Raw genomic sequence first — 22,287 nt, 5'->3', positions numbered from 1 at the left:
TGTCGGATGACTTCAGGGCAACTTTGCGGACGCAGGGTCCCTGCAGCTACCCGGCGATGCGATCGAGCACCGGCAGCAGATAGCGCCGGAACTGTTCCGGATTTTCCGACATCGGGAAGTGGCCGAGCCCCTCCATCACCTGGAAGGACGTGGCCTTCACCAGCTTCGCCAGCTCCGCCGTCAGCGCCGGCGTGGCTGAGAGATCGTATTCGCCGGTCAGCAGGTGGAGCGGGCACTTCCTTGTGTCGAGCCCGTCCAGCAGCCCGTTCCTGAGATCGCCCTCGGTGAAATAGTAATGCAGGTCGCCCATGAAGACCGCGGGCCCGCCCTGCATGTAGTGCCACAGCGTCTCCCACTTCTCGGACTGAGGCGAGGTCGGCGAGATCAGGCAGGCCACCGTACCGGCGGCGGCTTCCTGGCCGTGCACGTCGGGCCGGAACAGCACACCCAGATCGCGCAGCCGCGTGTCGGCGCCGGCCTCGGCGTGGGTCGCCGACTGCAGCCCGATCGCCGCCCGAAAATAATCGCCGTGGCGCAGCGCCAGATGCAGCACCGCGCGGCCGCCGATCGAGCAACCCATGACGACGGGCCGCTCGAGCTTCAGCGCCCGGCACACCGCCATCACCGTGTCGACATAGAGATCGGTGGTGAGCTTGTAAGCTTCGCGCTCGAAGCCAGGCGGTGGCGAGGATTTGCCGTGCCACGGCAGGTCGAACACGATCACCCGGAAGCGCTCGGTGATCTCGTCGTCGTTCAGCAGTGCGCGATACTGCCGCCCGTCGGCGCCCGCGGTGTGCAGGCACACCAGCGGGATCCCCTCGCCTGCTTCCTCGAAATAAATCCGATGCGGCTGGCCATTGAGATCGAGCCTGAGATAGCGGCCGATCGCCGGCTCGATCACGGGCTCGCCGACCGGCTCATGCCGCTCGGCCGGCGCCGCGGGACGAACCGCGGCGAAGAGTTGTTCGAGGAAGATGAGGTTGCGGCCATAGGCGACCAAGTCGCCCGCGACCTTGAGATGACCCATGCGCTGCATGCCGACCAGGCTCTGGAAGCCGACGGCCGGCACCGGCTTGGCGAACTCGGCCCAGTTCGCGGCGGTGGTGGCGAGGCTGAAGGCGGCGTCCGACGCCGCGCCGGGGGCAACAGTGATGCGGGCGCCGACCTTCACGGTCGTGGCCTGACCGCCGCTCAGCACCGTGAGCGACAGCGCCGCCAGGGTCGCGCGCCGTTGCAGGCCGGGGTTGCCGTCGAGCGCGCCTGTCAGTCGTTCGAAGTTGGCCAAGGTTCCTCCTGCCGGTGGTTGGCGTCAGACACGAGAGCCCGACGGAGTTTTTCTGGGAGCGCGTCGCCTAGCCCCCAGCATGACCGCCTTCCCCTGCGTTTGGCCAGCCTGTAGCGTCTGATCCCATGCGGGCAGGCGAGATCGTCTTCACGGCAATGGAACGCGTGGTGTTCGGCCGCCCGGCCGCCGGGGCCGTGGCCGAAACCGCGGACCGGCTGGGCGCCCGGCGGGTGTTCATCCTGGCCGGCAGCACCCTCAACCGCGAAACCGATGCGGTCCGCCGGATCGCCCAGGCGCTGGGGGACCGCTACGTCGGCGTGCATGACGAGATGCCGGCGCACAGCCCGCGCGACGCGGTGATCGCCTGCGCCAACAAGGCGCGCGAGGCCGGCTGCGACCTGCTGGTGAGCGTCGGCGGCGGCTCGACGACCGACGGTGGCAAGGCCGTCACGATCTGCCTGGAACACGACATCCGCACGCCGGATGGGCTCGAACCCTTCCGCACCGTGGTCGACGAGATCACCGGCAAGCGGCATTTCCCGCAGTATCGCGCGCCGCGGGTCCGGCAGATCTGCGTGCCGACGACGCTCAGCGGCGGCGAGTTCAATGCGCGCGCCGGCGTCACCGAACCCCGGCTGCGGCTGAAGCAGGCCTACATCCATCCCGGGCTGATCCCGCTGGTGGTGATCTTCGATCCCGCCATCACCGTGCATACGCCGGAATGGCTGTGGCTCTCGACCGGCATCCGCGCCGTCGATCATGCGGTGGAAACCTTCTGCTCGATCGACGGCAACGCCTACACCGACTCGACCGCGCTGCAGGCCCTGCGCCTGCTCGGCCACGGCCTGCCGGCGGTGAAGCGCGATCCGGCCGACCTCGAGGCGCGGCTCGATTGCCAGATCGGCGCCTGGAATTCCATGGCCGCCATCGTCACCGGCACGCGCATGGGCGCGAGCCACGCCATCGGCCATGTGCTGGGCGGCAGCGCCGGCGTGCCGCACGGCTACACTTCCTGCGTCATGCTCCCGGCCGTGCTGGCGTTCAACGCCACGGTCAATGCCGACCGCCAGGCCGAGATCAGCGCCGCCCTGGGTGCGGCCGGCCAGCCGGCCTCGGAAGTGCTCGACCGCTTCATCAGCGGGCTCGGCCTGCCCCGGCGCCTGCGCGACGTCGGCGTCAAACGCGAGGACCTGCCGCGCATCGCCACCAACTGCATGCTCGACGACTGGACCTTCAGCAACCCGCGCAAGATCGAGGGCGCGCAGGAGATCGTGCCCATCCTCGAGTCGGTGTACTGAGGCCGAAGAATCGGCCGATTTTCTGTGAATCGCTGCGGAAATCACGATCCGCGAACGCTGGCATCGCGCTCCGGCAACGGCCCCGGACGACACTCGGGGGCACCGAAGCCGATTGGACGCGCTTCTCCTGTAGGGAGACATCGAATGCCCGCGATCAAGAAACTGCCCATCCTGGCCACCATTCCGCGCTCGGGGACCTGGTTCCTGCGCTACGCCGTGTCGTTCCTGATCCATCTCGACCGCGGCGGGTGCGTAAAGGATCGCCTCACGGGCGAAGTCGTCGGCCGGCCGTCGGGCCTGCCCTTCGACTTCCCCGGCTTCCGGGGTGGGCCTCTTTTCCACGCGCAGCACTCGATGCCGCACGACCACCTCTTCATCGGCCATACCGTGTGCCCGGGCTTTGCCGGGTCCGTGACCGACCTCGGCTGGTGGGGCAAGACCGCCTTCCACGTTCCGGGCTACGACTACCTGCACGAAGGGCTGAACTACGCCTGGACGCCGATCGATCTGGCCGACGACGTCGCCTACACGCCGCTGTCCGTGCCGGCTTTGGATCGCTCCGCTGCAGTCGGACGCAGCGCCCCGATGGCGCTGGTCTATCGCAACCCGCTGGCCCAGGCGGCCTCCTATTTCCGCTACTGCGTCGGCCACCCGGATCGCGCCTACAACACATTGGACGGCCAGCCGCTCGCCCGGGTGCCCTTCCGCGACTATCTGTTCGGCAGCGCGCTGCCCTCCTGGGCCAAGCAGTTCGTCTCATTCCAGGCCATGGCCGCGTGGCATCGCGGCCTGGTGCGGCTCGTGCCCTATGAACACCTGATGGACCGGCCGGTCGAGATCCTGGCCGATCTCCTCAATCACCTCCAGGGAACGGCCCGCTGCGATTGGCGGAACCTGCACCACGCCGTGCGCCTCGCGCGGCGCGAGCACCTCCGGGCCATCGAGACCGAGCTCGGCCGCTCGCTCGACGGCACCCGCGCCGCCAACATCAGCCATATGCGCTCCGGCAGGTTCGAGGAGACCCTGCACGATCGTCTGAGAGACGAAGTGATCCAGCAGCTGCAGTGGATGGGCGTCGACACCGACCTTATCGTTTGGTCGGCCGCCGACAACCGTGACTACTTTCAGAGACAGGAAGGGCGGGTCGCGACGGAGTAGTTAGGTTAGTGCTATGCAGAGGGGAGAATTCGGCAGCAGCAGATCAGGATAGCATCGTGAAAAACTTCCTCTGGTGGCTCTGCCTCTTCGTCGCCCCCGCCGTTCTGATCGCCGTCGAGCTGTTCCATCCCGCCGGCTTCACGGCTTCGCCCGGCATGTACCAGTTCCTCTCCCACGCCGAGCCGCACGCCGAGCACTCCGCGCTAGCCTACTTCGGGCCGCACTGGTGGTTCGTGCTGCACATGATCCAGACGCCGATGGTCGGGCTCGTGGCCGTCGGCCTGTGGCTGATGGTGGACGGCATCGGCGCCAGGGACGGCACCGCCGCCAGGGTCTCGGCCTGGCTGGCGCGTGTCGCGATCTTCGTCTTCGCGCTCTACTTCACCATCCTCGACGCCATCGGCGGCATCGGGCTCGGCCGCACCATCCTCGTCGTCCAGCAGATGGTGGCGGCGGGCAAGCTCAGCCCGCAGCAGTTCGAGGGCGTCGTGCTGCTGCTGAACACGCTGTGGGTCGATCCGGTGGTGGGCGGCGTCGGCTCGTTCGTGAGCGAGACGGCCTCGTGGGCGGCCTTCGCGGTCTCGGTCCTGGTCGCCGCGGCCCTGCTCCAGTCGGGCCGCGCGGGCTGGCCCAACATGATCCCGCTGCTGGGCTTCGGCTGGGAGCTGCAGACCGCGCATGCGAGCCCGCACGGGCCGATCGCCTTCGCGTTGCTGATCGTGGCGGCGGCCTGGCTGTGGTGGGCAAGGCGGCGCGCCGTCCCGGCGGGGCCGGCGTAAGGAACGATAGGCGGCCGGGAGCGTTACCTTGGTGGCGCAACAGGCCCCGATGGCTCTGTTCTGGCGCCGGGTCATGCGCCGGGAGGGTGTCATGCAGGACCTCATCCACCAGAAGAACCTCGTGCACTATCGCAAGCTGCTGGCCGGCCCGACGCTGGACGACGCGACGCGCGACTACGTCGCCAAGTTGCTGGCCGACGAGGAGCTGAAGGACGATCCGCCGCCGCCGGCGGTGGAGAACGACCCTCCCTCTTGACAGGATCGTATAGAATTCCTATCCTTCCTGCCGGAAGGAGGAATCGATGCGCGTCTGCCTGCCCGCCCACAGCCCCACCGGCGCCGCACCAACGGGAAGCCGCGCGGGCAACGGCGATTTCAAAAATGCACGCTTCTGCCGCGCACGCGACGTTCCCGGCCACCCGGTGATTGTTCTTCCGGATCAGGGACTTGAGGCCGGTTCGGTGGGACATCCGACCTCCACGGGTCGTGGAGGTCCGGTTGCCGGCCCCGCGCGGCGCGCCCATATCGAAAGCATGCGTCCCCCCCTCCTCGCCCCCGCCCTTCTCGTGGCCCTGATCGCCGGCGCGGCCGCGGCCCAGAATAATCCCAGCCTGCCGCCGGTCACCTCGATCGGCTCGCAGGCGCCCTCGATGCCGGCGCCGGCGCCGTCCGTGCCCCCCGGCGGCACGTCGGCGGGGGCGCACTATCCCAACACCGAGTCGCTGTCGCGCGATCGCATCCAGTCGCAGGGCTACAAGGTGCAGCGGCTGGAGCAGAAGAACGACGGTTCGTGGAAGGCCGAGACCCGCCGCGACGCCGTGCCGACCCGCCCCCGCGGCGTGCCGACCAAGGTCACCATCCTGCCCGACGGGCGGATGCTGGAGGAATGGAATTGATTTCTCGCTCCTCTCTCCCGCTAGGGGGAGATCGGGCGAAGTAACCTTCGCCCTTTGGGTGAGGGGGTTGAAAGAGATATCGCGGCCCCCTCACCTGGCCTCTCCCCCTAACAGGGGAGAGGGATATGAAAGATGAAAAGGAGTGCTGTTATCGCCGGCCGGCCAGCGCGCGATTTTCGAGGCGGCTCAAGAGCCGGACCAGCGGCCACAGCATGAGGAAGTAGATCACCGCCGCCACCACGATCGGCGTCGGATTGTAGGTCAGGCTCTGCGCCTGGCGCGCCTGGTAGAGCAGTTCGGGGACGGCGACGACGCTGCCGAGCGAGGTGAGCTTCACCACCTCCAGCGTGTTGGAAAGGAGATCGGGCAGCACGTTGCGCACCGCCTGGGGCAGCACGATGTAGCCCATGGCTTGCAGCCGGCTGAGGCCGGTCGAGCGGCCCGCCTCGACCTGGCCCTGCGGCACCGACTCGATGCCGGCGCGAAAAATCTCGCCGTAGTACGAGCCGGTGTTGAGGAAGAAGGCGATGGCGACGCAGGCGAAGCCGCCCAGTTCCAGTCCGGCAAAAGGCAGGCCCGCGAACAGGAGGATCAGCAGCACCAGCGGCGGGAAGGCGCGGAAGAAGTCGACCCAGGCCATCAACGGCCAGCGCACCCAAGGGCTCTTGACCGAGGCGAGCAGCGCCAGGATCAGGCCACCAAACAGGCCCAGCGGCACCACGATCAGCGACAACAGAACGGTGTTCAGGAGTCCCGACAGCACGATCGGCCAAGCCGCCGCGATGATTTCTACGTTGAAGAAGGTCTGGATCATCGCTTCGCCCTCATCGTTTCCAGGCGAAGCGCTTCTCGAGACGACGCGCGAGGACCACGACGGGGAGGAACAGCACGAGATAGGCCGCGGCCCCCATCATCAGCGGCGAGGGATTGTAGGAGTTGGAGACGGCCGAGCTCGCCTCGCCCAGGATCTCGGTGACGGCCACCACGGTGCCGAGCGCGGTGCCCTTGGTGATGGCGATGGTGCGGTTGGTGAGCGGCGGGATGGTGAGCCGGAGCGCCTGGGGCAGCACGACGTTCATCAGCGTCTGGCCGAACGAGAGGCCGGTCGAGCGCGAGGCCTCCCACTGGCCCTTGTGAACCGAGGTGATGCCGGCCCAGAAGATTTCTTCCGAAAAGGCCATCAGCACGAGCGCCAGCGATAGCCAGGTCGAGACGAACCCCGAGGGCGAGACCTCGGCATAGGGCAGGCCGAAGTACATCAGCACGATGATCACGAGAGGAGGCAGCGAGCGGAACAGATCGACGATGAAGATGATCAGCCAGTTGAGCGGCCGGATGGCGAGGCTGCGGATCAGGGCCAGCGCCAGGCCGGCGGCGAGGCCGGAGAAGACGATCAGCAGCGCGAGCTCGATCGTGACCACCATGCCGGAGAGAATGTCCGGCAGGTACTTCAGCATGACCTTGCCGTTGAAGAACGTGTCGAGGAAACGCTCCCAGGTGGTCATCAGTGGCGCTGGATCTGCCCGATGAAGGCGCGGGTGCGCTCGTGGGCCGGCGTCTCGAAGATGGCGGCGGGCGGCCCCTGCTCCACGATCAGCCCGTCGTCCATGAAGACCACGCGGTCGGCGGCATTGCGGGCGAAGCCCATCTCGTGGCTGACCACGATCATGGTCATGCCGCTTTCGCGCAGGGAGCGCATGACCGCGAGCACCGAACCCACCAGCTCGGGGTCGAGCGCGCTGGTCGGCTCGTCGAACAGCATGACGCGGGGCTCGAGCGCGATCGAGCGGGCGATGGCGACGCGCTGCTGCTGGCCGCCCGAGAGTTGGCCCGGCGTGTGCTCGGCGCGGTCGGCGAGGCCCACGCGCTCCAGCGCCGCATGGCCCAGCGCGTCGGCCTCGGCGCGCGACTTGCCCGCGACCTTGCGCAAGGCGAGCGTCACGTTGCCGAGCGCGGTCATGTGCGGATAGAGGTTGAAGGACTGGAACACCATGCCGATGCGCTGGCGGGCATGGTTGATGTCGGTCCGTGGATCGAGCATGTCGATGCCGTCGACCACGATCGAGCCGGAGGACGGTTCCTCCAGCCGGTTGAGGCAACGCAGCAGGGTCGACTTGCCCGAGCCCGAGGGCCCGATCACGAACACCAGTTCGCGCTCGGCCACTTTCAGATCGACGCCCTTCAGGACATGAAGGGCGCCGAAATGCTTGTGGATCGCGCGCGCATCGACGATGGGCTGCGGTGTCATCAGGTCAGGTCAGCCGCCGCACTTCAGTTCATGCGGAGTCGGGTCGTAGCCCGGCATGCCGGGAACGCCATAGCCCGGGGTGATGACGACGGCGAGGTCGTCGGCGCCGGGCTTCTTGTTGAACCACTTCTCGTAGAACTTCGCCATCGTGCCGTCCTTCTTCATGCAGTCGAGCGCGTCCTGCAGCTCGGCGCGCAGCTTGGGATTGTCCTTCGGCACCGGCGCCGCCCAATGAGCGCGCGTCTCCTTGAGCTCGAGGTCGGCCACGAACTGCGGGTTCTTGGAAGCGGCGTAGACGATCACGGTGTTGCCGCCGAGCGTGGCGTAGGCACGTCCGGAGAGCACGGCCTGCACTGCGTCGGGCTGGGTGTCGTAGACCTGCACGGTGAAGCCGTGTTCCTCGCCCATCTTCTTGGCGAGCGTCTCGTAGGGCGTGCCCTTGTTGACGGCGACCGCCTTGCCCTTGAGGTCGGCCCAGCCCTTGATCGGCGCCGAGCCCTTCTTGATGCCGAACTGGAAGGCGGTCCACAGATAGCCGGCCGTGAACAGCATGTTCTCGGCCCGCTCCTTGGTGACGGTGGTCGGCGCGGCGATGAAGTCGTAGCGGCCGGCCGCCATGCCGGGGATGAGGGTCGAGAAGCTGACGGCATCGATGGTGATGTCGCGCTTCATGCGCTTGGCGACCTCGGTGAAGACGTCGATCTGGAATCCCTCGACGCCGCCGCCCAGCTTGGGCATGGCGTGCGGGGCGAAGGTGCCATCGACGCCGGTCCGGAGCGGCGGCTTCTTGTCCTGTGCGAGTGCCGGGCTTGCGCACAGCAGAATGGCCGCGGCAATCGCGGCATAGCGACGTTTCATCATGTCGAGCCTCCCAAAGAAATCCCCAAGCACGGACGTTAGATCAGGCATTGTTGAATAGCAATTTAGGGGCCATCTTTGGCGCCATGTCCGACCGCATCCTCGTCATCAATCCCAACTCCACCGAAGCCGTCACCAAGGGCATCGATGCCGCCATGGAGCCGCTGCGCATGAATGGCGGCCCCGTCATCGAATGCATCACGCTCAAGGACGGCCCCCCCGGCATCGAGAACCAGGCCCATGTCGAGCAGGTGGTGGGACCGATCGGCAAGATGGTGACCAAGCGCGACAACGACTGCTCGGCCTTCGTCATCGCCTGCTACTCCGATCCGGGTTTGCACGCGGCGCGCGAGATCACGACCAAGCCGGTCCTCGGCATTGCCGAGTGCGGCATCCTGACCGCGATGACGCTCGGCCAGCGCTTCGGCGTGATCTCGATCCTGAAGAAGTCGATCCCGCGCCACCTGCGCTATGTCGGGCAGATGGGCGTGGCCGACCGCATGGCGGGCGATCGCGCCATCGGCCTCGGCGTCGTCGAGCTCAGCAACGAGGCCACCACCTTCGCCCGCATGGCCGAGGTCGCGGCCGAGCTGCGCGACGAGGATGGCGCCGACGTGCTGATCATGGGCTGCGCCGGCATGGCGCGCTACCGCGACCGCCTGCAGCGCCACGTCGGCCTGCCCGTCGTCGAGCCCAGCCAGGCCGCCGTCTCGATGGCGATCGGCCGCGCACGCCTCGGCTGGTCGGCCTGAGACGTACGCCTATTCGCGGCGGAACTCGTACTCGAAGTTGAGCTTGTCGCGGCAGAGCGCCAGCGTGTCGTCGATGCGGCGGCAGGTCAGGCTGTTGGGCGGTCCATTCCAGTTCGCCTTGGGCGGATTGCAGGGGACGGCGGGCTGGGTCGTACCGAGCGTGCTGTCGTTGCCGAACCTCGCCGTGATCGACGCGGCACAGGTGATGGTGCCGGTGCTCGGACAAACGGCCGTCGAGCTGCGCTGACCGCCGCCATTGGCGCCAAAGCAGATGCGGCCCGCCTTGATGTCACATGCTTCCGACCGGCCGCTGAGCTCGAGGGTGCCGCGCGTGTCCCGCCCGAGCCGCCAGCAGCCCTGCAGCAGGGTAAGGTCCTTCTGCGCCCATCGGTCGGCCGGAAGCGGTGGCGGCGGCTTGGGCGGCGGCGGCTTCGGCGGCTCGACCGGCTTGCACTGTGCCAGACGCCGCTTGATGTCCGCCTCCAGCGCAGCGACCTCGGCCGCAAGCTTCCTGCCGTCGGCTGCGGCATCGTCGAGCGAGGCTTTCAGCACCGGCGTGGGATCGGGAGGCGCCGGCGGTGGCGGCGGGGACGGTTCGGCTTCGAGCATGACAACCCTGGCCGACGGCTCGACCGGCGCACAGGTCCGCAGCAGCCACGACCCGATCAGCAGGGCCAGGACCAATAGAAAGCCCATCAACAGGGCAGCCAGCCAGCGCGGCCAGCCTTCAACGGAACGCGCAGTCATTGCTCAAAGGTGGTCACCTCGGGCGGGCATACAAGTCCGCCCGGCCACGTCGCGCCTCGCGACGCTGACTACTCCGCAGCCTCGGCCTTCACGACCGGCGCCGCCGGGAATTCCATGCGGTCGTCGGTCCGGCAATAGCGGTCGGCGAACATGCGGCCCACGGGATGGTACTTGTCCATGTGGACGCGCATCGCCTTGGCGTCCCACAGCTCGTCGCGGATATGGAAACGCAGGCCCTCACCCAGGATGAGCTGGCGGTCCTCCTTGACGTTGATCACCTGCCAGGTCTTGCACTCCATCGCCCATGGCGCATCGGCCAAGCGTGGCGGCTTGATGTCGACGGAGGGCGCGGTCTTCAGGCCGAGGTAGTCTGCCTCGCCGACGTCGGGCGGAAAGTCGCCACTCGAATCGTGCATCGCCCGCGCCAGCGGCTCGTCGGTCAGGTTGACTACGAATTCCCCCGTGCGCTGGATGTTGAGCCACGTGTCCTTCAGGCGCCCGTCCGGGCGCTTGTTGACGGCAAACATGCAGAGCGGTGGATCTTCAGCGAAGACGTTGAAGAAGCTGAAGGGAGCTGCATTGACCACACCGGTTGGCCCGAGCGTCGTCACCCAGGCGATTGGGCGCGGCAGGACGAAGGCGGTCAGGATCTTGTAGCGGTCGTGATGGTTCACGTCGGCGACAGCGTATTGCACTTTGTGATTCCTCAGTTTGACGTCTCGAGCTTCACACCCGCACGCTCGGCAATCAGCTTGTAATGTTCGGGGCGGCGGTGCTTGGCAAAATTGAAGGTGGTGTTGCGGATGTATTCGCCGAGTGCCAGGTCACAGTCGTAGGAGATGACCTCGTCCTCCTCGGTCGTCCCCTTGGCGACGATCTCGCCGGTGGGCGCCACGATCGCGGAGCCGCCATGCAGCCAGTAGCCATCTTCCTTGCCGGCCTTGGCCGTTGCGACGACCCAGATGCCATTCTGGTAAGCTGCGGCCTGGAGCGAGAGATTGTGATGGAACACGCGCAGATAGGGCGGCTCGTGCGGCGCATAGACATTGTCGGTCGGCGTGTTGTAGCCCAGCACCACCATCTCGGCGCCCTTCAGCCCCATGACGCGGAAGGTCTCGGGCCAGCGGCGATCATTGCAGATGCATTGGCCGACGATCACCTCGTCCTTGAACATCTTCCAGACATTGAAGCCGAGGTCGCCGACCTCGAAGTATTTCTTCTCGAGATGCTGGTACGGCACGTTCGGCCGATGATCGTCATGGCCCGGCAGATGGACCTTGCGATACTTACCGATCAGCCGGCCGTCCGGTCCGACCAGGATCGAGGTGTTGAAGCGGTGGGTCGCCCCCTCTTCCTCGGTGCGCTCTGCATAGCCCAGGTAGAAACCGATGCCCCTGGAGCGCGCCAGCTCGAACAGCGGCGCCGTCTCGGGACTGGGCATCTGGTTCTCGAAATACTTGTCGACCTCCGCCTGATCTTCCGTCCAGTACCGCGGGAAGAAGGTCGTGAGGGCGAGCTCCGGGAAGACCACGAATTTCGAGCCGCGCGAATCGGCTTCCTTCAGCATCTCGACCATGCGCTTGACCACACTCGCCCGGCTGTCGGCGAGATTGATCGGGCCCAACTGCGCAGAGGACACTTTCAGACGACGGGACACGTTCACTCTCCTCTAGAACAGCGGCTTGGCGCCGAAGCGTGACATCGCCTGGAGCTCGGGCGAGGTCTGGCCGAGTGGCTTGGATGAATCGGGCGAGGCGCAGGGCAGGAACTGGCCCGAGCCGCGCTGGGCGTTGAGCTTGCCGCCCTCGACCACGACACGGCCGCGACTCACGACGGTGATGGGCCAGCCTTTGATCTGGCGGCCGGCATAGGGCGTATAGCCGACATTGTCGTGCAGCATCTTCCAGTCGAGCGTCACTTCCTTGTCGGCATCCCAGATCGCGAAATCGGCGTCGGAGCCCACGGCGATCGTACCTTTGCGCGGATAGAGGCCGTAGAGCCGGGCGTGATTGGTCGCCGTCAGCGCCACGAACTGCTGGAGCGTGATGCGGCCCTTCTGCACGCCTTCCGAGAAGAGCAGCGGCATGCGCACTTCGAGGCCCGGCACGCCATTGGCCATTTCCTTGAAAGTGGTCTTGTCGCCCTTGGGGATCTTGCCGCCGGCGTTGAACTGATAGGGTGCGTGGTCGGACGAGAAGGTCTGGAAGGTGCCGTCCTTCAGCGCCGCCCACACCGCTTCCTGCGCCTCGGAGTCGCGCGGCGGCGGGCTGCAACACCACATCGCGCCCTCGACGCCGGGCTTGTCCATGTCGTCGGCGGTAAGCGCGATATACTGCGGGCAGGTCTCGCCGAAGATTTTTAGCCCCTTTTCCTGCGCCTGACGCAGCGTCTCGATCGCCTCGATCTCGGACATGTGCACGAGCAGCAGCGGCGCATCGACGAGTCTCGCCAGCGAGATCGCGCGGTTAGTGGCTTCGGCCTCGGCAATCCGCGCATGGGCGATAGCGTGGAACTTGGGCGCGACATGGCCCTGGTCGACCAGGTGATGCGCCAGCCAGTTGATCATGTCGTGGCTCTCGGCATGCACCATGACCAGCGCGCCGTCGCGCCGCGCCAGCGCCAGAATGTCGAGCATCTGGTAGTCGCTGACCTTCATCGCGTCGTAGGTCATATAGATCTTGAACGAGGTGTAGCCGTCCTTGATCAGCGCCGGCAGCTCCTGCCCCAGCACCTGCGGGCTGGGATCTGTGACGATCAGATGGAAGGCATAGTCGATCACCGCCTTGGGCGTCGCCGCCTCGTGATAGTCCTTCACCACCTGGCGCAGCGACATGCCGCGATGCTGGGCGGCGAAGGGGATCACCGTCGTGGTGCCGCCGAACGCGGCCGAAACAGTGCCCGTATAGAAGTCATCGGCGCACATGATGCCGAAGCCCGACTTCTGCTCGATATGGCAGTGGCTGTCGACGCCGCCCGGCAGAACGAACTTGCCGCCGGCGTCGATCTCGCGGCGGCCCTTGCCGGCGATCGCCGGTTCGAGCGCCACGACCTGGCCGTCCTTGACGGCGATGTCGCCGTCGAGCTGGCGATCCTCGGTGACGACCTTGGCGTTGCGGATGACGAGATCGTAGTCGGCCATTCTCTACTCCGCCGCGACTTTGCGGCCATGGCCAGAAGCTGCGAGCCTGCGGTCGAGCCGTGCGATCAGGGCGTTCAACTCGGCATGGTCCGTGGCGGTGAGCGAGGAGCCCGGCGCGCGCTGCTTCGGGCTCTTGATCGCGCCGCGCTTGAACAGCACTTCCTTGCGAAGCGCCAGGCCAACGGCCGGTTGGACCTCGTGCTTCACCAGGGGCAGATAGATATCGAACAGGTCCTCCGCCTCCTCCGCCTTGCCGGCGGCAAAGAGGTCGTAGACCTGCACCAGCATCTCGGGCCAGGCAAAGCCCGTCATCGGACCGTCGGCGCCGCGGCGCATCTCCTGCGGATAGTAGATGCCGCCATTGCCGACCAGGATCGACACGCGCCGCCGACCCGGCTTCTTCTCGCCTTCGCGGATGCGCGTCAGCTTGGCGAGACCTGGCGCATCTTCGTGCTTCAGCATGACGAGCTGCTTGAAATCGTCGACCATGCGCTCGAACACTTGCGGCGAGAGATAGACGCCGGTGGTCTGCGGATAATCCTGGTAGACCAGCGGAATGTCGGGCCCGAGCGCGGTGCAGACCTGCGCATAGTAATTATAGACGCCGTCGTCACCCTTGAGGCCCACAGGCGGCGCCACCATCACACCCGCAGCGCCGGCGATCATCGCTTCGTGCGCGAGCCGTCGCACATTCTCGAGGCCGGCATGGCTCACGCCCACGATCACCTGCCGACCCTGGGCGCGGCCGATGACTCGTTTCACGACGGCCAGCGATTCGTCTGATGTCAGCTTGTGCGCCTCGCCCATGATGCCGAGCAGGGTGAATCCATGTACGCCGCACCTCAAATAAAAATCGGTCAAGGTGTCGACACTCTGCAAATCGAGCGCGCCATCGTCGGTGAACGGCGTGGCGGCGATGATGTAGACGCCTTTGGCGGCTTCACTGAGTTTCTGTTCGGTCATGGCAACGCTCCTCGGCGCGGTTCTTGCAGCGATCATGCCACCCGCGTGGCGCTTGTCGAGCATCACCGCGTGGGCCAGTGTTTAGTCCCGGACGGGAGCAGGTTTCGCAGAATATGGCGCGGCATATCGCCCATCGATTGATGATTTCGCTACCGGTGCTGCTTGGAGTGCTGATGATCGGCTTCCTGCTGCTGCAGGTCGTGCCGACCGATCCGGCGACCGTGGTGGCCGGCCCCAGTGCCACCAAGGCCGAAGTCGAGGCCATCCGCGAGCAGATGGGGCTCGACCGGCCGCTGTGGGTACAATTCGCGGGCTATCTGGGTCGCGTTCTGCAGCTCGATCTCGGCCGCTCGATGATCTCGAACCGACCGGTGGTCGACGAGATCGCACTCACCTTCTGGCCGACCGTCGAACTGATGCTGGCCTGCCTGATATGGGCGGTGCCGCTCGGCATATCGCTGGGTACCCTGGCCGCGCGCCGCCGCGGCACCCTGATCGATCGCGCCATCATGGCGCTCTCCGTCATGGGCGTGTCGGTGCCGGTGTTCTGGGTCGGATTGCTGCTGATCCAGTATGTCGGCGGTGCCGGCCTCCTGCCTTTCCAGGGGCGCAACGGACCGATCTGGACGGCAAACGGTCTGCACAGCATCATTTTGCCCGCCGTCACCCTGGGCGCCGTGTTCGTGGGTCCGGTGGCACGCATGACACGTACGTCATTGCTCGAAACCCTGGGTGCCGACTATGTCCGCACTGCCCGCGCCAAGGGTGCTTCCGACTGGCGGGTCACGATCCGACACGCGCTGCGCAACGCCATGATCCCGGTGGTCACCCTGGTCGGACTCCAGATCGGTTTCCTCCTGGGTGGCTCGATCGTGACGGAAACCATGTTCGCCTGGCCGGGCGTCGGCCGCATGGCGGTTGGCGCCATCACCTCCAGCGACTTTCCGCTGGCCCAGGGCGCCATCCTGATCCTGGCCGTGGGCTTCATGCTCGTGAACCTGATCGTCGACGTGCTCTATGCCTACCTCGATCCGCGGATCGCCCGGTCATGAGAGCGAACGCATGACGGACGCGGCCCTCTCCCTGCAAAACGCGGCCGACCAGCGCGCCATCGGGGCGCTCCGGCGCAAGAACGCGGTGTGGCGACGCATCCTCAGGGATCCGCCGGCCGCAGCGGCAGCCATCTTCCTCTTCGCCGTCGTCGCCGCCGCCATACTGGCGCCCTGGATCGCCCCGTTCGATCCCTATGCCAACAACATGCGGCTGCGCCTCTGCCCGATCGGCGGCGCGCGCTGTCCCGACTTCCTGCTGGGCGCCGACAACCAGGGCCGTGACATGGTGAGCCGCGTCCTGTTCGGCCTGCGCGCCACCCTGGGCATGGGCGTGACCGCGGTCGTGATCGGCGGCGGCCTCGGCGCCCTGATCGGTCTCAGCGCCGCCTACTTCAAGCGTCTCGACCAGCCCCTGATGCGGCTGATCGACGTCCTGCTCTCCTTCCCCTCGATCCTGTTCGGCCTCGCCATCGCCGCGGTGCTCGGCACCGGCCTCACCTCGCTGGTGATCGCCCTCAGCGTCGCCGCGGTGCCGTCGATCGCCCGCATCGCCCGCGGTGCCGCCCAGTCGATCATGCAGCAGGAATACATGGAGGCCGGCCGCGCCGTGGGCCTGGGCGACGCGGCACTGATCTGGCGCTACCTGGCGCTCAACTGCTGGCCGACCATCCTGATCTACATGACCCTGCAGCTCGGCCAGGCGATCCTGCTGGGCGCCGCCCTCTCCTTCCTGGGCCTCGGTGCCCAGGCGCCGACCGCCGAACTCGGCAGCATGGCCGCCGACGGCCGCAAGTTCCTGTCGATCGCGCCGCACGTCTCGACGATCCCGTGTGCTGCGATCTTTCTCGTCGTTCTTGCATTCAACGTCCTGGGCGATGCCTTGCGCGACGCCCTGGATCCAAAGCTGAGACAATAGGAGGTGTGGTCATGAGCAAACGGATGATGTGGACGGCCTTTGCCGCGGTGGCGGCGATCGGCATCGCGACTCCTGCGGTCGCACAGAAGAGTGTGACGGTGATCCGCGAGATCGATACCGACCGGTATGATCCGCACAAGTCGACCGCCCGGTCGGGTGCCGAAGTCATGTACATGATCGGCGACACGCTGGTGAATCTCGACTTCGACATGAAGACACTCAAGCCCGGCCTCGCCAAGAGCTGGACGGTGTCGCCGGACGGCCTCACCTACACTTTCAAGCTGCGCGAGGGTGTGAGCTTCTGCAGCGGCAAGAAGATGACTGCCAAGGATGTCGTCGCGACCTACGAGCGCTGGTTGGATCCCGAGACCAAGGGCCTGGTGAAGTGGCGCATGGGCGACGTCGACAAGATCTCGGCGCCCGACGATCTCACGGTGGAGTACAAGCTCAAGAAGCCGTTCTCCGAGCTGCTCTACCAGATGACACAGTACTTCCACACGATCCTGAACATCGAGCAGGCCAAGCAACTTGGCGCCGACTTCGGCATCAAGGCGATCGACGGCACCGGCCCCTACTGCCTGGAGAGCTGGACGCCGCGCGACCAGACGGTGCTCGTCAAGCACAAGGGCTACAACTGGGGGCCGGGCATCTACGACTACACCGAAGCACAGGTCGACCGCGTCGTCTGGAAGGTCGTGCCCGAAGAGAACACGCGGGTGACGGCGTTGCAGGCCGGCCAGGCCGACGCCAGCCAGTACGTGCCCTACTGGTCGATCAAGGAGCTGACGGCCAACAAGCAGCTCCATGTCAGCAAGGCCGAGAACTTCTTCTGGACCTACTTCATCGGCTTCAAGATCGACAAGGAGCTGGTGAACGACGTACGCGTGCGCCGCGCCATCAATCTTGCCGTCGACCAGAAGGCGATCACCGAGGCCGTCACCTTCGGCTTGGCCGAACCCGCCTCGACGATGCTCAATCCCACCGTGCTCGACTTCAACGCGAAGGTCGACCGTGCGATCTATGGCGAGAACATCAAGGAGGCCGAGAAGCTGCTTGACGAGGCCGGCTGGAAGAAGGGCGCCGACGGCTTCCGCTACAAGGACGGCAAGAAGCTGGCGCCGCTGGTCTACGGTATCTCCGGCGCCTTCAAGGAGATCGCCGAGGCCGTCCAGGGCGAGCTGCGCAAGGTCGGCATCGACCTGCAGATCCAGCTCTTCGACTCGACCGTGGCCTGGGGCAAGCTCGCCACCCAGGAGTTCGACGCCTTCGGCATGAGCTTCCCCTATGTCAGCGCCGGCGATGCACTGAACCTCTACTTCCGGTCGGCCAACACGCCGACACCGAACCGCATGAACTGGAAGGACAAGGAGACCGACGAGCTGCTCGACAAGGGCTCGCAGGCACTCGACGCCGCCACGCGCGCCACCGCCTACGCCGCCGTCCAGCAGAAGGTGCACGACGCGGCGGTCTGGATTCCGCTCTACCACGAGCCGCTGTTCCTGGTGACCGGGGCGAAGCTGAAGCCGGCCAAGGCGCACGGCAACTACGGCTGCGCGCTCTACAAGGGCCTCGGCCTCGCATTCAAGTAAATGGGAGAGAAACGTCCAATGAAGACGACCAAGATCGCCGGCCTCGACCACGTTGTCGCGTGGGACGAGGCCGAGCAGAGGCACGTCTATCTCGAGAACGCGGACTTCGTGTTCAAGGGCAACGAGATCGTCCATGTCGGGCCGGGCTTTGCCGGCCCGGTCGACACGACCATCGACGGCAAGGGGATGATGGTCATCCCCGGCTTCGTGAATGTGCACAGTCATCCCTTCTCGGAGCCCGCCAACAAGGGCCTGACCGAGGAATATGGCAGCGACAAGCTGGGCCAGAGCTCCCTCTACGAATATCTGACTGTGTTCGGCCTCAATCCCGAGGATGCCGGGCCCTCGACGAAGGTGGCGCTGTCGGAGTTGCTGAAAAGCGGCGTCACGACCATCACCGACCTCTCGATGTCGCGCGACGGCTGGGTCGACGACCTCGCCGCCACCGGCATCCGCGCCGTCGTCTGTCCGATGATGCGCCAGGGCGTCTGGTACACCAAGAACGGCCATACGGTGGAGTACGCCTGGGACGAGAAGGCGGGCGAGAAGGCTTTCGAGAATTCGATGAAGACCATCGATGCCGCCATGAAGCACCCGAGCGGCCGGCTCTCGGCCATGGCCGGCCCGGCGCAGATCGACACCTGCCGCGAGGGCTTCTTCAAGGAGGCGCTGCAGGAAGCAAAGAAGCGCGGCATCCCGATGCAGACGCACGCCTGCCAGGCCGTCGTCGAGTTCTACGAGATGGTCCATCGCCACGGCAAGACGCCGATCGAGTGGCTCGATTCCATCGGCGTGCTGGGGCCGGACCTCGTGATCGGCCACGGCATCTTCCTCAACGACCATCCGCAGATCCACTATCCGCATGCCCATGACTTCGAGATGCTGCGCGACTCTGGCGCGGCGGTGGCGCACTGCCCGACCGTGTTCGCGCGGCGCGGCATGACCATGAACTCGATTGGGCGCTACATGAACGCCGGCATCACGGTCGGCATCGGCACCGACACCTTCCCGCACAATATGGTCGATGAGATCCGTCTCGCCTGCTACCTGGCCCGCGTCTATACCGGCAACTACAAGATGGGCACGACCCAGCACGCCTTCGAGGCGGCCACCGTCGGCGGCGCCAAGATCCTGCGCCGCCCCGACCTTGGGCGGCTGGCGCCGGGCTGCAAGGCCGACTTCTCGCTGGTCGACATGAGCCATCCTTACATGCAGCCGGCGCACGAGCCGGTGCGCAGCCTGATTTATTCGGCGAGCGAACGCGCCATCCGTCATGTCTATGTCGACGGCGCACAGGTGGTACGCGACAGCAAGGTCCTGACGGTCGATGTCGAGGCGGCCACCGCCGGCCTCATCGAGGGCCAGCGCAAGCGCCTGGAAACCGTCAGCCAGCGCGACTGGGCCGGCCGCACCGCCGACCAGCTCTCGCCGCCGGTCTACGGCACGAAGGAACGCCTGCCGCAGACGCGGCCGGTGACGTGAGCAACCGCCGTTGACCGACGCACCTCTTCTGGAAGTCAGAAACCTGCGCACCGAATTCCGCTCCGGCGGCAGCGTGTTCGCGGCCGTCGACGGCGTGAGCTTCTCGCTGGCGCCGGGCGAGACGCTCGGCATCGTGGGAGAATCGGGCTGCGGCAAGTCGGTGACGTCGCTCTCGATCATGCGGCTGGTGCCCAATCCACCAGGCCGCATCGCGGCGGGCGAGATCCGGCTGGAGGGCCGCAATCTCCTGGAGCTGCCGGAGACCGAGATGCGCGCCATCCGCGGCGATGCGATCTCGATGATCTTCCAGGAACCGATGACCAGCCTCAACCCGGTGCAGACCGTGGGCGAGCAGATCATCGAGGCTGTCCGGCTGCACCGCGCGGTGAGCGGCGCCGAAGCGCGCGCCCGTGCCCTGGAGATGCTGCGGCTGGTCAAGATCCCCTCGCCCGAGACGCGGCTCGACGAATATCCGCACCAGCTCTCGGGCGGCATGCGACAGCGCGTGATGATCGCCATGGCGCTGGCCTGCGATCCCAAGATCCTGATTGCCGACGAGCCGACGACAGCGCTCGACGTCACCATCCAGGCGCAGATCCTCGACCTCTTGCGCGACCTGCGCGAGCGCACCGGGGCCGCCATCATGCTGATCACCCACGATCTCGGCGTGGTGGCCGAGATCGCGCATCGCGTCGTGGTCATGTATGCCGGCCGCATCGTCGAGGAGGCACCGGTCGACCTGCTGTTCTCCGACCCGCAGCATCCCTATACGCTGGGCCTCCTGGGCTCGATCCCGCGGCTGGGCAGCGACGGCGACGAGCGCCTGATCGCCATCGAGGGCGTGGTGCCCAATCCCTACGCCCTGCCGCCCGGCTGCCGTTTCAGCCCGCGCTGTCCGCTGGCCGACGATCACTGTCGCCGCGAAGCACCCGAGCTGCGCGAACTCGGTCGCGGTCATCGAACCGCTTGTTGGAAGGCGCCGCTCGACGTCGCGCTGGCCGGAGCCGCCGCCTCGTGAACACCGAACCCCTCCTTTCCGTCACCGGCCTCACCAAGCACTTCCCGGTCAAGCGCGGCATCGTCTTCCAGAGCGCCGTCGGCACGGTGCGTGCTGTCGACGGCCTCTCCTTCGACGTGGCGCCGGGCGAGACGCTGGCGCTGGTAGGCGAATCGGGCTGCGGCAAGTCGACCACCGGCCGCATGATCCTGCGCCTGATCGAGGCGACATCGGGCTCGATCCGCTTCGCCGGCCGCGACGTCCGCGCCCTCAATCGCGGCGCGCTGCGCGACTTGCGGCGTGACATGCAGATCATCTTCCAGGATCCCTACGCCTCCCTCAATCCGCGCCTTACGGTCGGCCAGACCCTGGGAGAGCCGCTGCGCCTGCATGGCCTCGCCTCCGGCGCCGCGCTGTACCAGCGCATCGACGAACTCCTGACCGAGGTCGGCCTGTCGGCCTGGCATGCGCTGCGCTACCCGCACGAATTCTCCGGCGGCCAGCGCCAGAGGATCGGCATCGCCCGCGCGCTCGCTTCGCAGCCCAAGCTGATCGTCTGCGACGAGCCCGTGTCGGCGCTCGACGTATCGATCCAGGCGCAGGTGATCAACCTCCTGCAGGACCTCAAGCGCAAGCTCGGCCTCTCCTACATCTTCATCGCCCACGATCTCGCCGTGGTGCGCCACATCAGCGATCGCGTCGCCGTGATGTATCTCGGCAAGATCGTCGAGCTGGCGCCCAAGCGCAGCCTGTTCGCAAGGCCGCGCCATCCCTACACCCAGGCGCTGCTGTCGGCGGTGCCGGTGCCCGATCCCTCCGCCCAGCGCGCCCGCATCCGGCTCACAGGCGACGTGCCGAGCCCGCTCAATCCGCCGCCGGGCTGCCGCTTCCATACGCGCTGCGCCCACGCCCAGGATCGCTGCCGCATCGAGGAGCCCGCTCTGCGCGCCGTGGGAGACGAAGGCCAGATCGTTGCATGCCATTACGCCGAGACGATCGTGCCGCCGGTGATCGTACCGGAGAACGAACCGCCCTACGCCCGCCGTCTGGCGGCGCTGCGTAAGCTCGCGGTTGCCGCCTAAGCGTCAGGTACGCCCGCGGTCGTCGAATATTCGAAGTGAAGCGGCGTCTCGGGATGGACCAGCGCATAGGCCGAGCGCGCCGCGATGGCGGCTTCCGCAAAGCCGGTGAGGATCAGCTTCAGCTTGCCGGGATAGGTGACGACGTCGCCGATGGCGAAGATGCCGGGCTTGCTGGTGGCGGCGGTCGAGGGGTCGATCGCGATCTGGTTGTGCTCCAGCGCGAGGCTCCAGTCGGCGATCGGGCCCAGCGACATCGACAGGCCGAAGAACGGCAGCAGCACATCGGCCTCGATCCGCTTGGTCGCGCCATCGAGCGTGGCAACGGTAACGGCCTTCAACCGGCCGTCGTTGCCCTCCAACCCATGGAGCTGGTACGGCACGACGAGATCGATCTTTCCCGCCTTGGCCAGCGCCTTCAGTCTCGCCTCGCTCTCGGGTGCGGCGCGGAACTTGTCGCGTCGGTGGATCACCGACACCCGGGCCGCAACCTCGGCCAGGGACAAAGCCCAGTCGACGGCGGTGTCGCCGCCACCCGCGATCACCACGCGCTTGCCACGGAAAGTCTCGCGCTGCGTCACGTAATAGAAGACGCTCTTGCCCTCGTAGGTCTCGATGTCGGGCAGCGGCGGGCGGTTGGGGCCGAAGGCGCCGACGCCGGCGGCCACGATCACCGCCCGGGCCTGGATGACCGTGCCCTTCGAGGTCGTCACCCGCCAGAATCCGCCGCTCAGCGCCTCCAGCGCCTGGACCTGTTCGCCGAGATGGTAGACGGGCCGAAAGGGCGCGGCCTGCGCCTTCAGCCGGACCACCAGCTCGGCGGCCTCGATGCGGGGGAAGCCCGGGATGTCGTAGATCGGCTTTTCGGGATAAAGCGCTGTGCACTGGCCACCGGCGTCGTCGAGCACGTCGACGACGTGGCAATTGAGCCGGACCATGCCGCACTCGAACACGGCGAACAGGCCCACGGGCCCCGCGCCTACGATGACGACGTCGGTCTGGTGCGAATGTCCGTTGGCCATGGTCCTAAGGTGGCGAAGAGAAACCAC

General features: G+C 66.6%; 23 protein-coding genes. 12 read left to right on the top strand and 11 right to left on the bottom strand.

Annotation, left to right across the window (positions count from 1 at the left end):
• Nucleotides 1–46 precede the first annotated feature (46 nt).
• Entirely contained in the window at nucleotides 47–1,285 is a 1,239-nt protein-coding gene (locus EPO55_RS10860; protein WP_296336787.1) for an alpha/beta hydrolase, read from the bottom strand.
• 125 nt (nucleotides 1,286–1,410) lie between these two features.
• On the opposite strand from EPO55_RS10860, the gene EPO55_RS10855 reads away from it, so the two are divergent.
• The 5 genes from EPO55_RS10855 (at nucleotide 1,411) to EPO55_RS10835 (ending at nucleotide 5,416) form a co-directional block, all read left to right on the top strand.
• The gene (locus tag EPO55_RS10855) at nucleotides 1,411–2,583 is read left to right on the top strand and encodes an iron-containing alcohol dehydrogenase (RefSeq protein ID WP_296336786.1); all 1,173 of its coding nucleotides are present in this window, start codon (nucleotides 1,411–1,413) and stop codon (nucleotides 2,581–2,583) included.
• A 144-nt stretch (nucleotides 2,584–2,727) separates the two neighbouring features.
• Complete coding sequence (locus tag EPO55_RS10850; protein ID WP_296336785.1) at nucleotides 2,728–3,741, top strand: hypothetical protein; 1,014 nt, start codon at nucleotides 2,728–2,730, stop codon at nucleotides 3,739–3,741.
• Between the two features lie 56 nt (nucleotides 3,742–3,797).
• A complete protein-coding gene (locus EPO55_RS10845) occupies nucleotides 3,798–4,520 on the top strand; it encodes a hypothetical protein (RefSeq protein ID WP_296336784.1) in 723 nt (240 codons plus the stop codon).
• Between the two features lie 91 nt (nucleotides 4,521–4,611).
• A complete protein-coding gene (locus tag EPO55_RS10840) occupies nucleotides 4,612–4,776 on the top strand; it encodes a hypothetical protein (RefSeq protein ID WP_296336783.1) in 165 nt (54 codons plus the stop codon).
• Nucleotides 4,777–5,053: 277 nt separating this feature from the next.
• Nucleotides 5,054–5,416 carry a hypothetical protein gene (locus tag EPO55_RS10835; RefSeq protein ID WP_296336782.1) on the top strand — a complete coding sequence of 121 codons (363 nt, stop codon included), beginning with the start codon at nucleotides 5,054–5,056 and terminating at the stop codon, nucleotides 5,414–5,416.
• A 148-nt stretch (nucleotides 5,417–5,564) separates the two neighbouring features.
• Here EPO55_RS10835 and EPO55_RS10830 read toward each other — a convergent pair whose 3' ends face one another.
• From EPO55_RS10830 to EPO55_RS10815, 4 genes are read right to left on the bottom strand one after another with little or no spacing between them, the layout of a single operon-like run.
• Nucleotides 5,565–6,230, bottom strand: coding sequence for an amino acid ABC transporter permease (locus EPO55_RS10830; protein WP_296336780.1), 666 nt, complete (start codon nucleotides 6,228–6,230; stop codon nucleotides 5,565–5,567).
• A 10-nt stretch (nucleotides 6,231–6,240) separates the two neighbouring features.
• Complete coding sequence (locus tag EPO55_RS10825) at nucleotides 6,241–6,921, bottom strand: amino acid ABC transporter permease (RefSeq protein WP_296336779.1); 681 nt, start codon at nucleotides 6,919–6,921, stop codon at nucleotides 6,241–6,243.
• The gene (locus tag EPO55_RS10820) at nucleotides 6,921–7,664 is read right to left on the bottom strand and encodes an amino acid ABC transporter ATP-binding protein (RefSeq protein ID WP_296336777.1); all 744 of its coding nucleotides are present in this window, start codon (nucleotides 7,662–7,664) and stop codon (nucleotides 6,921–6,923) included. Before EPO55_RS10820 ends, EPO55_RS10825 begins: the two co-directional genes overlap by 1 nt.
• Nucleotides 7,665–7,673: 9 nt before the next feature.
• Nucleotides 7,674–8,525: a transporter substrate-binding domain-containing protein gene (locus tag EPO55_RS10815; RefSeq protein ID WP_296336776.1), complete on the bottom strand. Its 852-nt coding sequence runs from the start codon at nucleotides 8,523–8,525 to the stop codon at nucleotides 7,674–7,676.
• An 83-nt stretch (nucleotides 8,526–8,608) separates the two neighbouring features.
• On the opposite strand from EPO55_RS10815, the gene EPO55_RS10810 reads away from it, so the two are divergent.
• Nucleotides 8,609–9,274 (top strand): aspartate/glutamate racemase family protein, encoded by a 666-nt coding sequence (locus EPO55_RS10810; protein WP_296336774.1) that lies wholly within the window; start codon nucleotides 8,609–8,611, stop codon nucleotides 9,272–9,274.
• A 9-nt stretch (nucleotides 9,275–9,283) separates the two neighbouring features.
• Here EPO55_RS10810 and EPO55_RS10805 read toward each other — a convergent pair whose 3' ends face one another.
• The 5 genes from EPO55_RS10805 to EPO55_RS10785 all read right to left on the bottom strand — a co-directional run bounded on the left by EPO55_RS10805 (nucleotide 9,284) and on the right by EPO55_RS10785 (nucleotide 14,123).
• Complete coding sequence (locus tag EPO55_RS10805) at nucleotides 9,284–10,021, bottom strand: hypothetical protein (protein ID WP_296336773.1); 738 nt, start codon at nucleotides 10,019–10,021, stop codon at nucleotides 9,284–9,286.
• Between the two features lie 68 nt (nucleotides 10,022–10,089).
• Nucleotides 10,090–10,716, bottom strand: coding sequence for a flavin reductase family protein (locus EPO55_RS10800; protein WP_296336772.1), 627 nt, complete (start codon nucleotides 10,714–10,716; stop codon nucleotides 10,090–10,092).
• Nucleotides 10,717–10,727: 11 nt separating this feature from the next.
• Nucleotides 10,728–11,678 (bottom strand): N-carbamoyl-D-amino-acid hydrolase, encoded by a 951-nt coding sequence (locus EPO55_RS10795; RefSeq protein WP_296336771.1) that lies wholly within the window; start codon nucleotides 11,676–11,678, stop codon nucleotides 10,728–10,730.
• 12 nt (nucleotides 11,679–11,690) lie between these two features.
• Complete coding sequence (hydA, locus tag EPO55_RS10790) at nucleotides 11,691–13,160, bottom strand: dihydropyrimidinase (protein ID WP_296336770.1); 1,470 nt, start codon at nucleotides 13,158–13,160, stop codon at nucleotides 11,691–11,693.
• A gap of 3 nt (nucleotides 13,161–13,163) precedes the next feature.
• Nucleotides 13,164–14,123 (bottom strand): dihydrodipicolinate synthase family protein, encoded by a 960-nt coding sequence (locus EPO55_RS10785; RefSeq protein WP_296336769.1) that lies wholly within the window; start codon nucleotides 14,121–14,123, stop codon nucleotides 13,164–13,166.
• A 113-nt stretch (nucleotides 14,124–14,236) separates the two neighbouring features.
• On the opposite strand from EPO55_RS10785, the gene EPO55_RS10780 reads away from it, so the two are divergent.
• From EPO55_RS10780 to EPO55_RS10755, 6 genes are read left to right on the top strand one after another with little or no spacing between them, the layout of a single operon-like run.
• Nucleotides 14,237–15,175: an ABC transporter permease gene (locus EPO55_RS10780; protein ID WP_296336768.1), complete on the top strand. Its 939-nt coding sequence runs from the start codon at nucleotides 14,237–14,239 to the stop codon at nucleotides 15,173–15,175.
• 10 nt (nucleotides 15,176–15,185) lie between these two features.
• Entirely contained in the window at nucleotides 15,186–16,091 is a 906-nt protein-coding gene (locus tag EPO55_RS10775; protein WP_296336767.1) for an ABC transporter permease, read from the top strand.
• Between the two features lie 11 nt (nucleotides 16,092–16,102).
• The gene (locus EPO55_RS10770) at nucleotides 16,103–17,680 is read left to right on the top strand and encodes an ABC transporter substrate-binding protein (RefSeq protein WP_296336765.1); all 1,578 of its coding nucleotides are present in this window, start codon (nucleotides 16,103–16,105) and stop codon (nucleotides 17,678–17,680) included.
• A gap of 18 nt (nucleotides 17,681–17,698) precedes the next feature.
• Nucleotides 17,699–19,162, top strand: coding sequence for an amidohydrolase family protein (locus tag EPO55_RS10765; protein ID WP_296336763.1), 1,464 nt, complete (start codon nucleotides 17,699–17,701; stop codon nucleotides 19,160–19,162).
• Between the two features lie 10 nt (nucleotides 19,163–19,172).
• On the top strand, nucleotides 19,173–20,180 hold the full coding sequence (locus EPO55_RS10760) for an ABC transporter ATP-binding protein (RefSeq protein WP_296336762.1): 1,008 nt from the start codon (nucleotides 19,173–19,175) through the stop codon (nucleotides 20,178–20,180).
• A complete protein-coding gene (locus EPO55_RS10755) occupies nucleotides 20,177–21,241 on the top strand; it encodes a dipeptide ABC transporter ATP-binding protein (RefSeq protein ID WP_296336761.1) in 1,065 nt (354 codons plus the stop codon). Before EPO55_RS10760 ends, EPO55_RS10755 begins: the two co-directional genes overlap by 4 nt.
• Here EPO55_RS10755 and EPO55_RS10750 read toward each other — a convergent pair.
• Nucleotides 21,238–22,260: an NAD(P)/FAD-dependent oxidoreductase gene (locus EPO55_RS10750; RefSeq protein ID WP_296336760.1), complete on the bottom strand. Its 1,023-nt coding sequence runs from the start codon at nucleotides 22,258–22,260 to the stop codon at nucleotides 21,238–21,240. The two genes, EPO55_RS10755 and EPO55_RS10750, sit on opposite strands and share 4 nt — an antisense overlap.
• Nucleotides 22,261–22,287: the final 27 nt, after the last annotated feature.

It is taken from the genome of Reyranella sp., from assembly GCF_004296935.1.
GTDB lineage: Bacteria > Pseudomonadota > Alphaproteobacteria > Reyranellales > Reyranellaceae > Reyranella.
The sequence above is the reverse complement of the archived record's forward strand: the minus strand, read 5'-3'. Positions and strand labels throughout refer to the sequence as shown.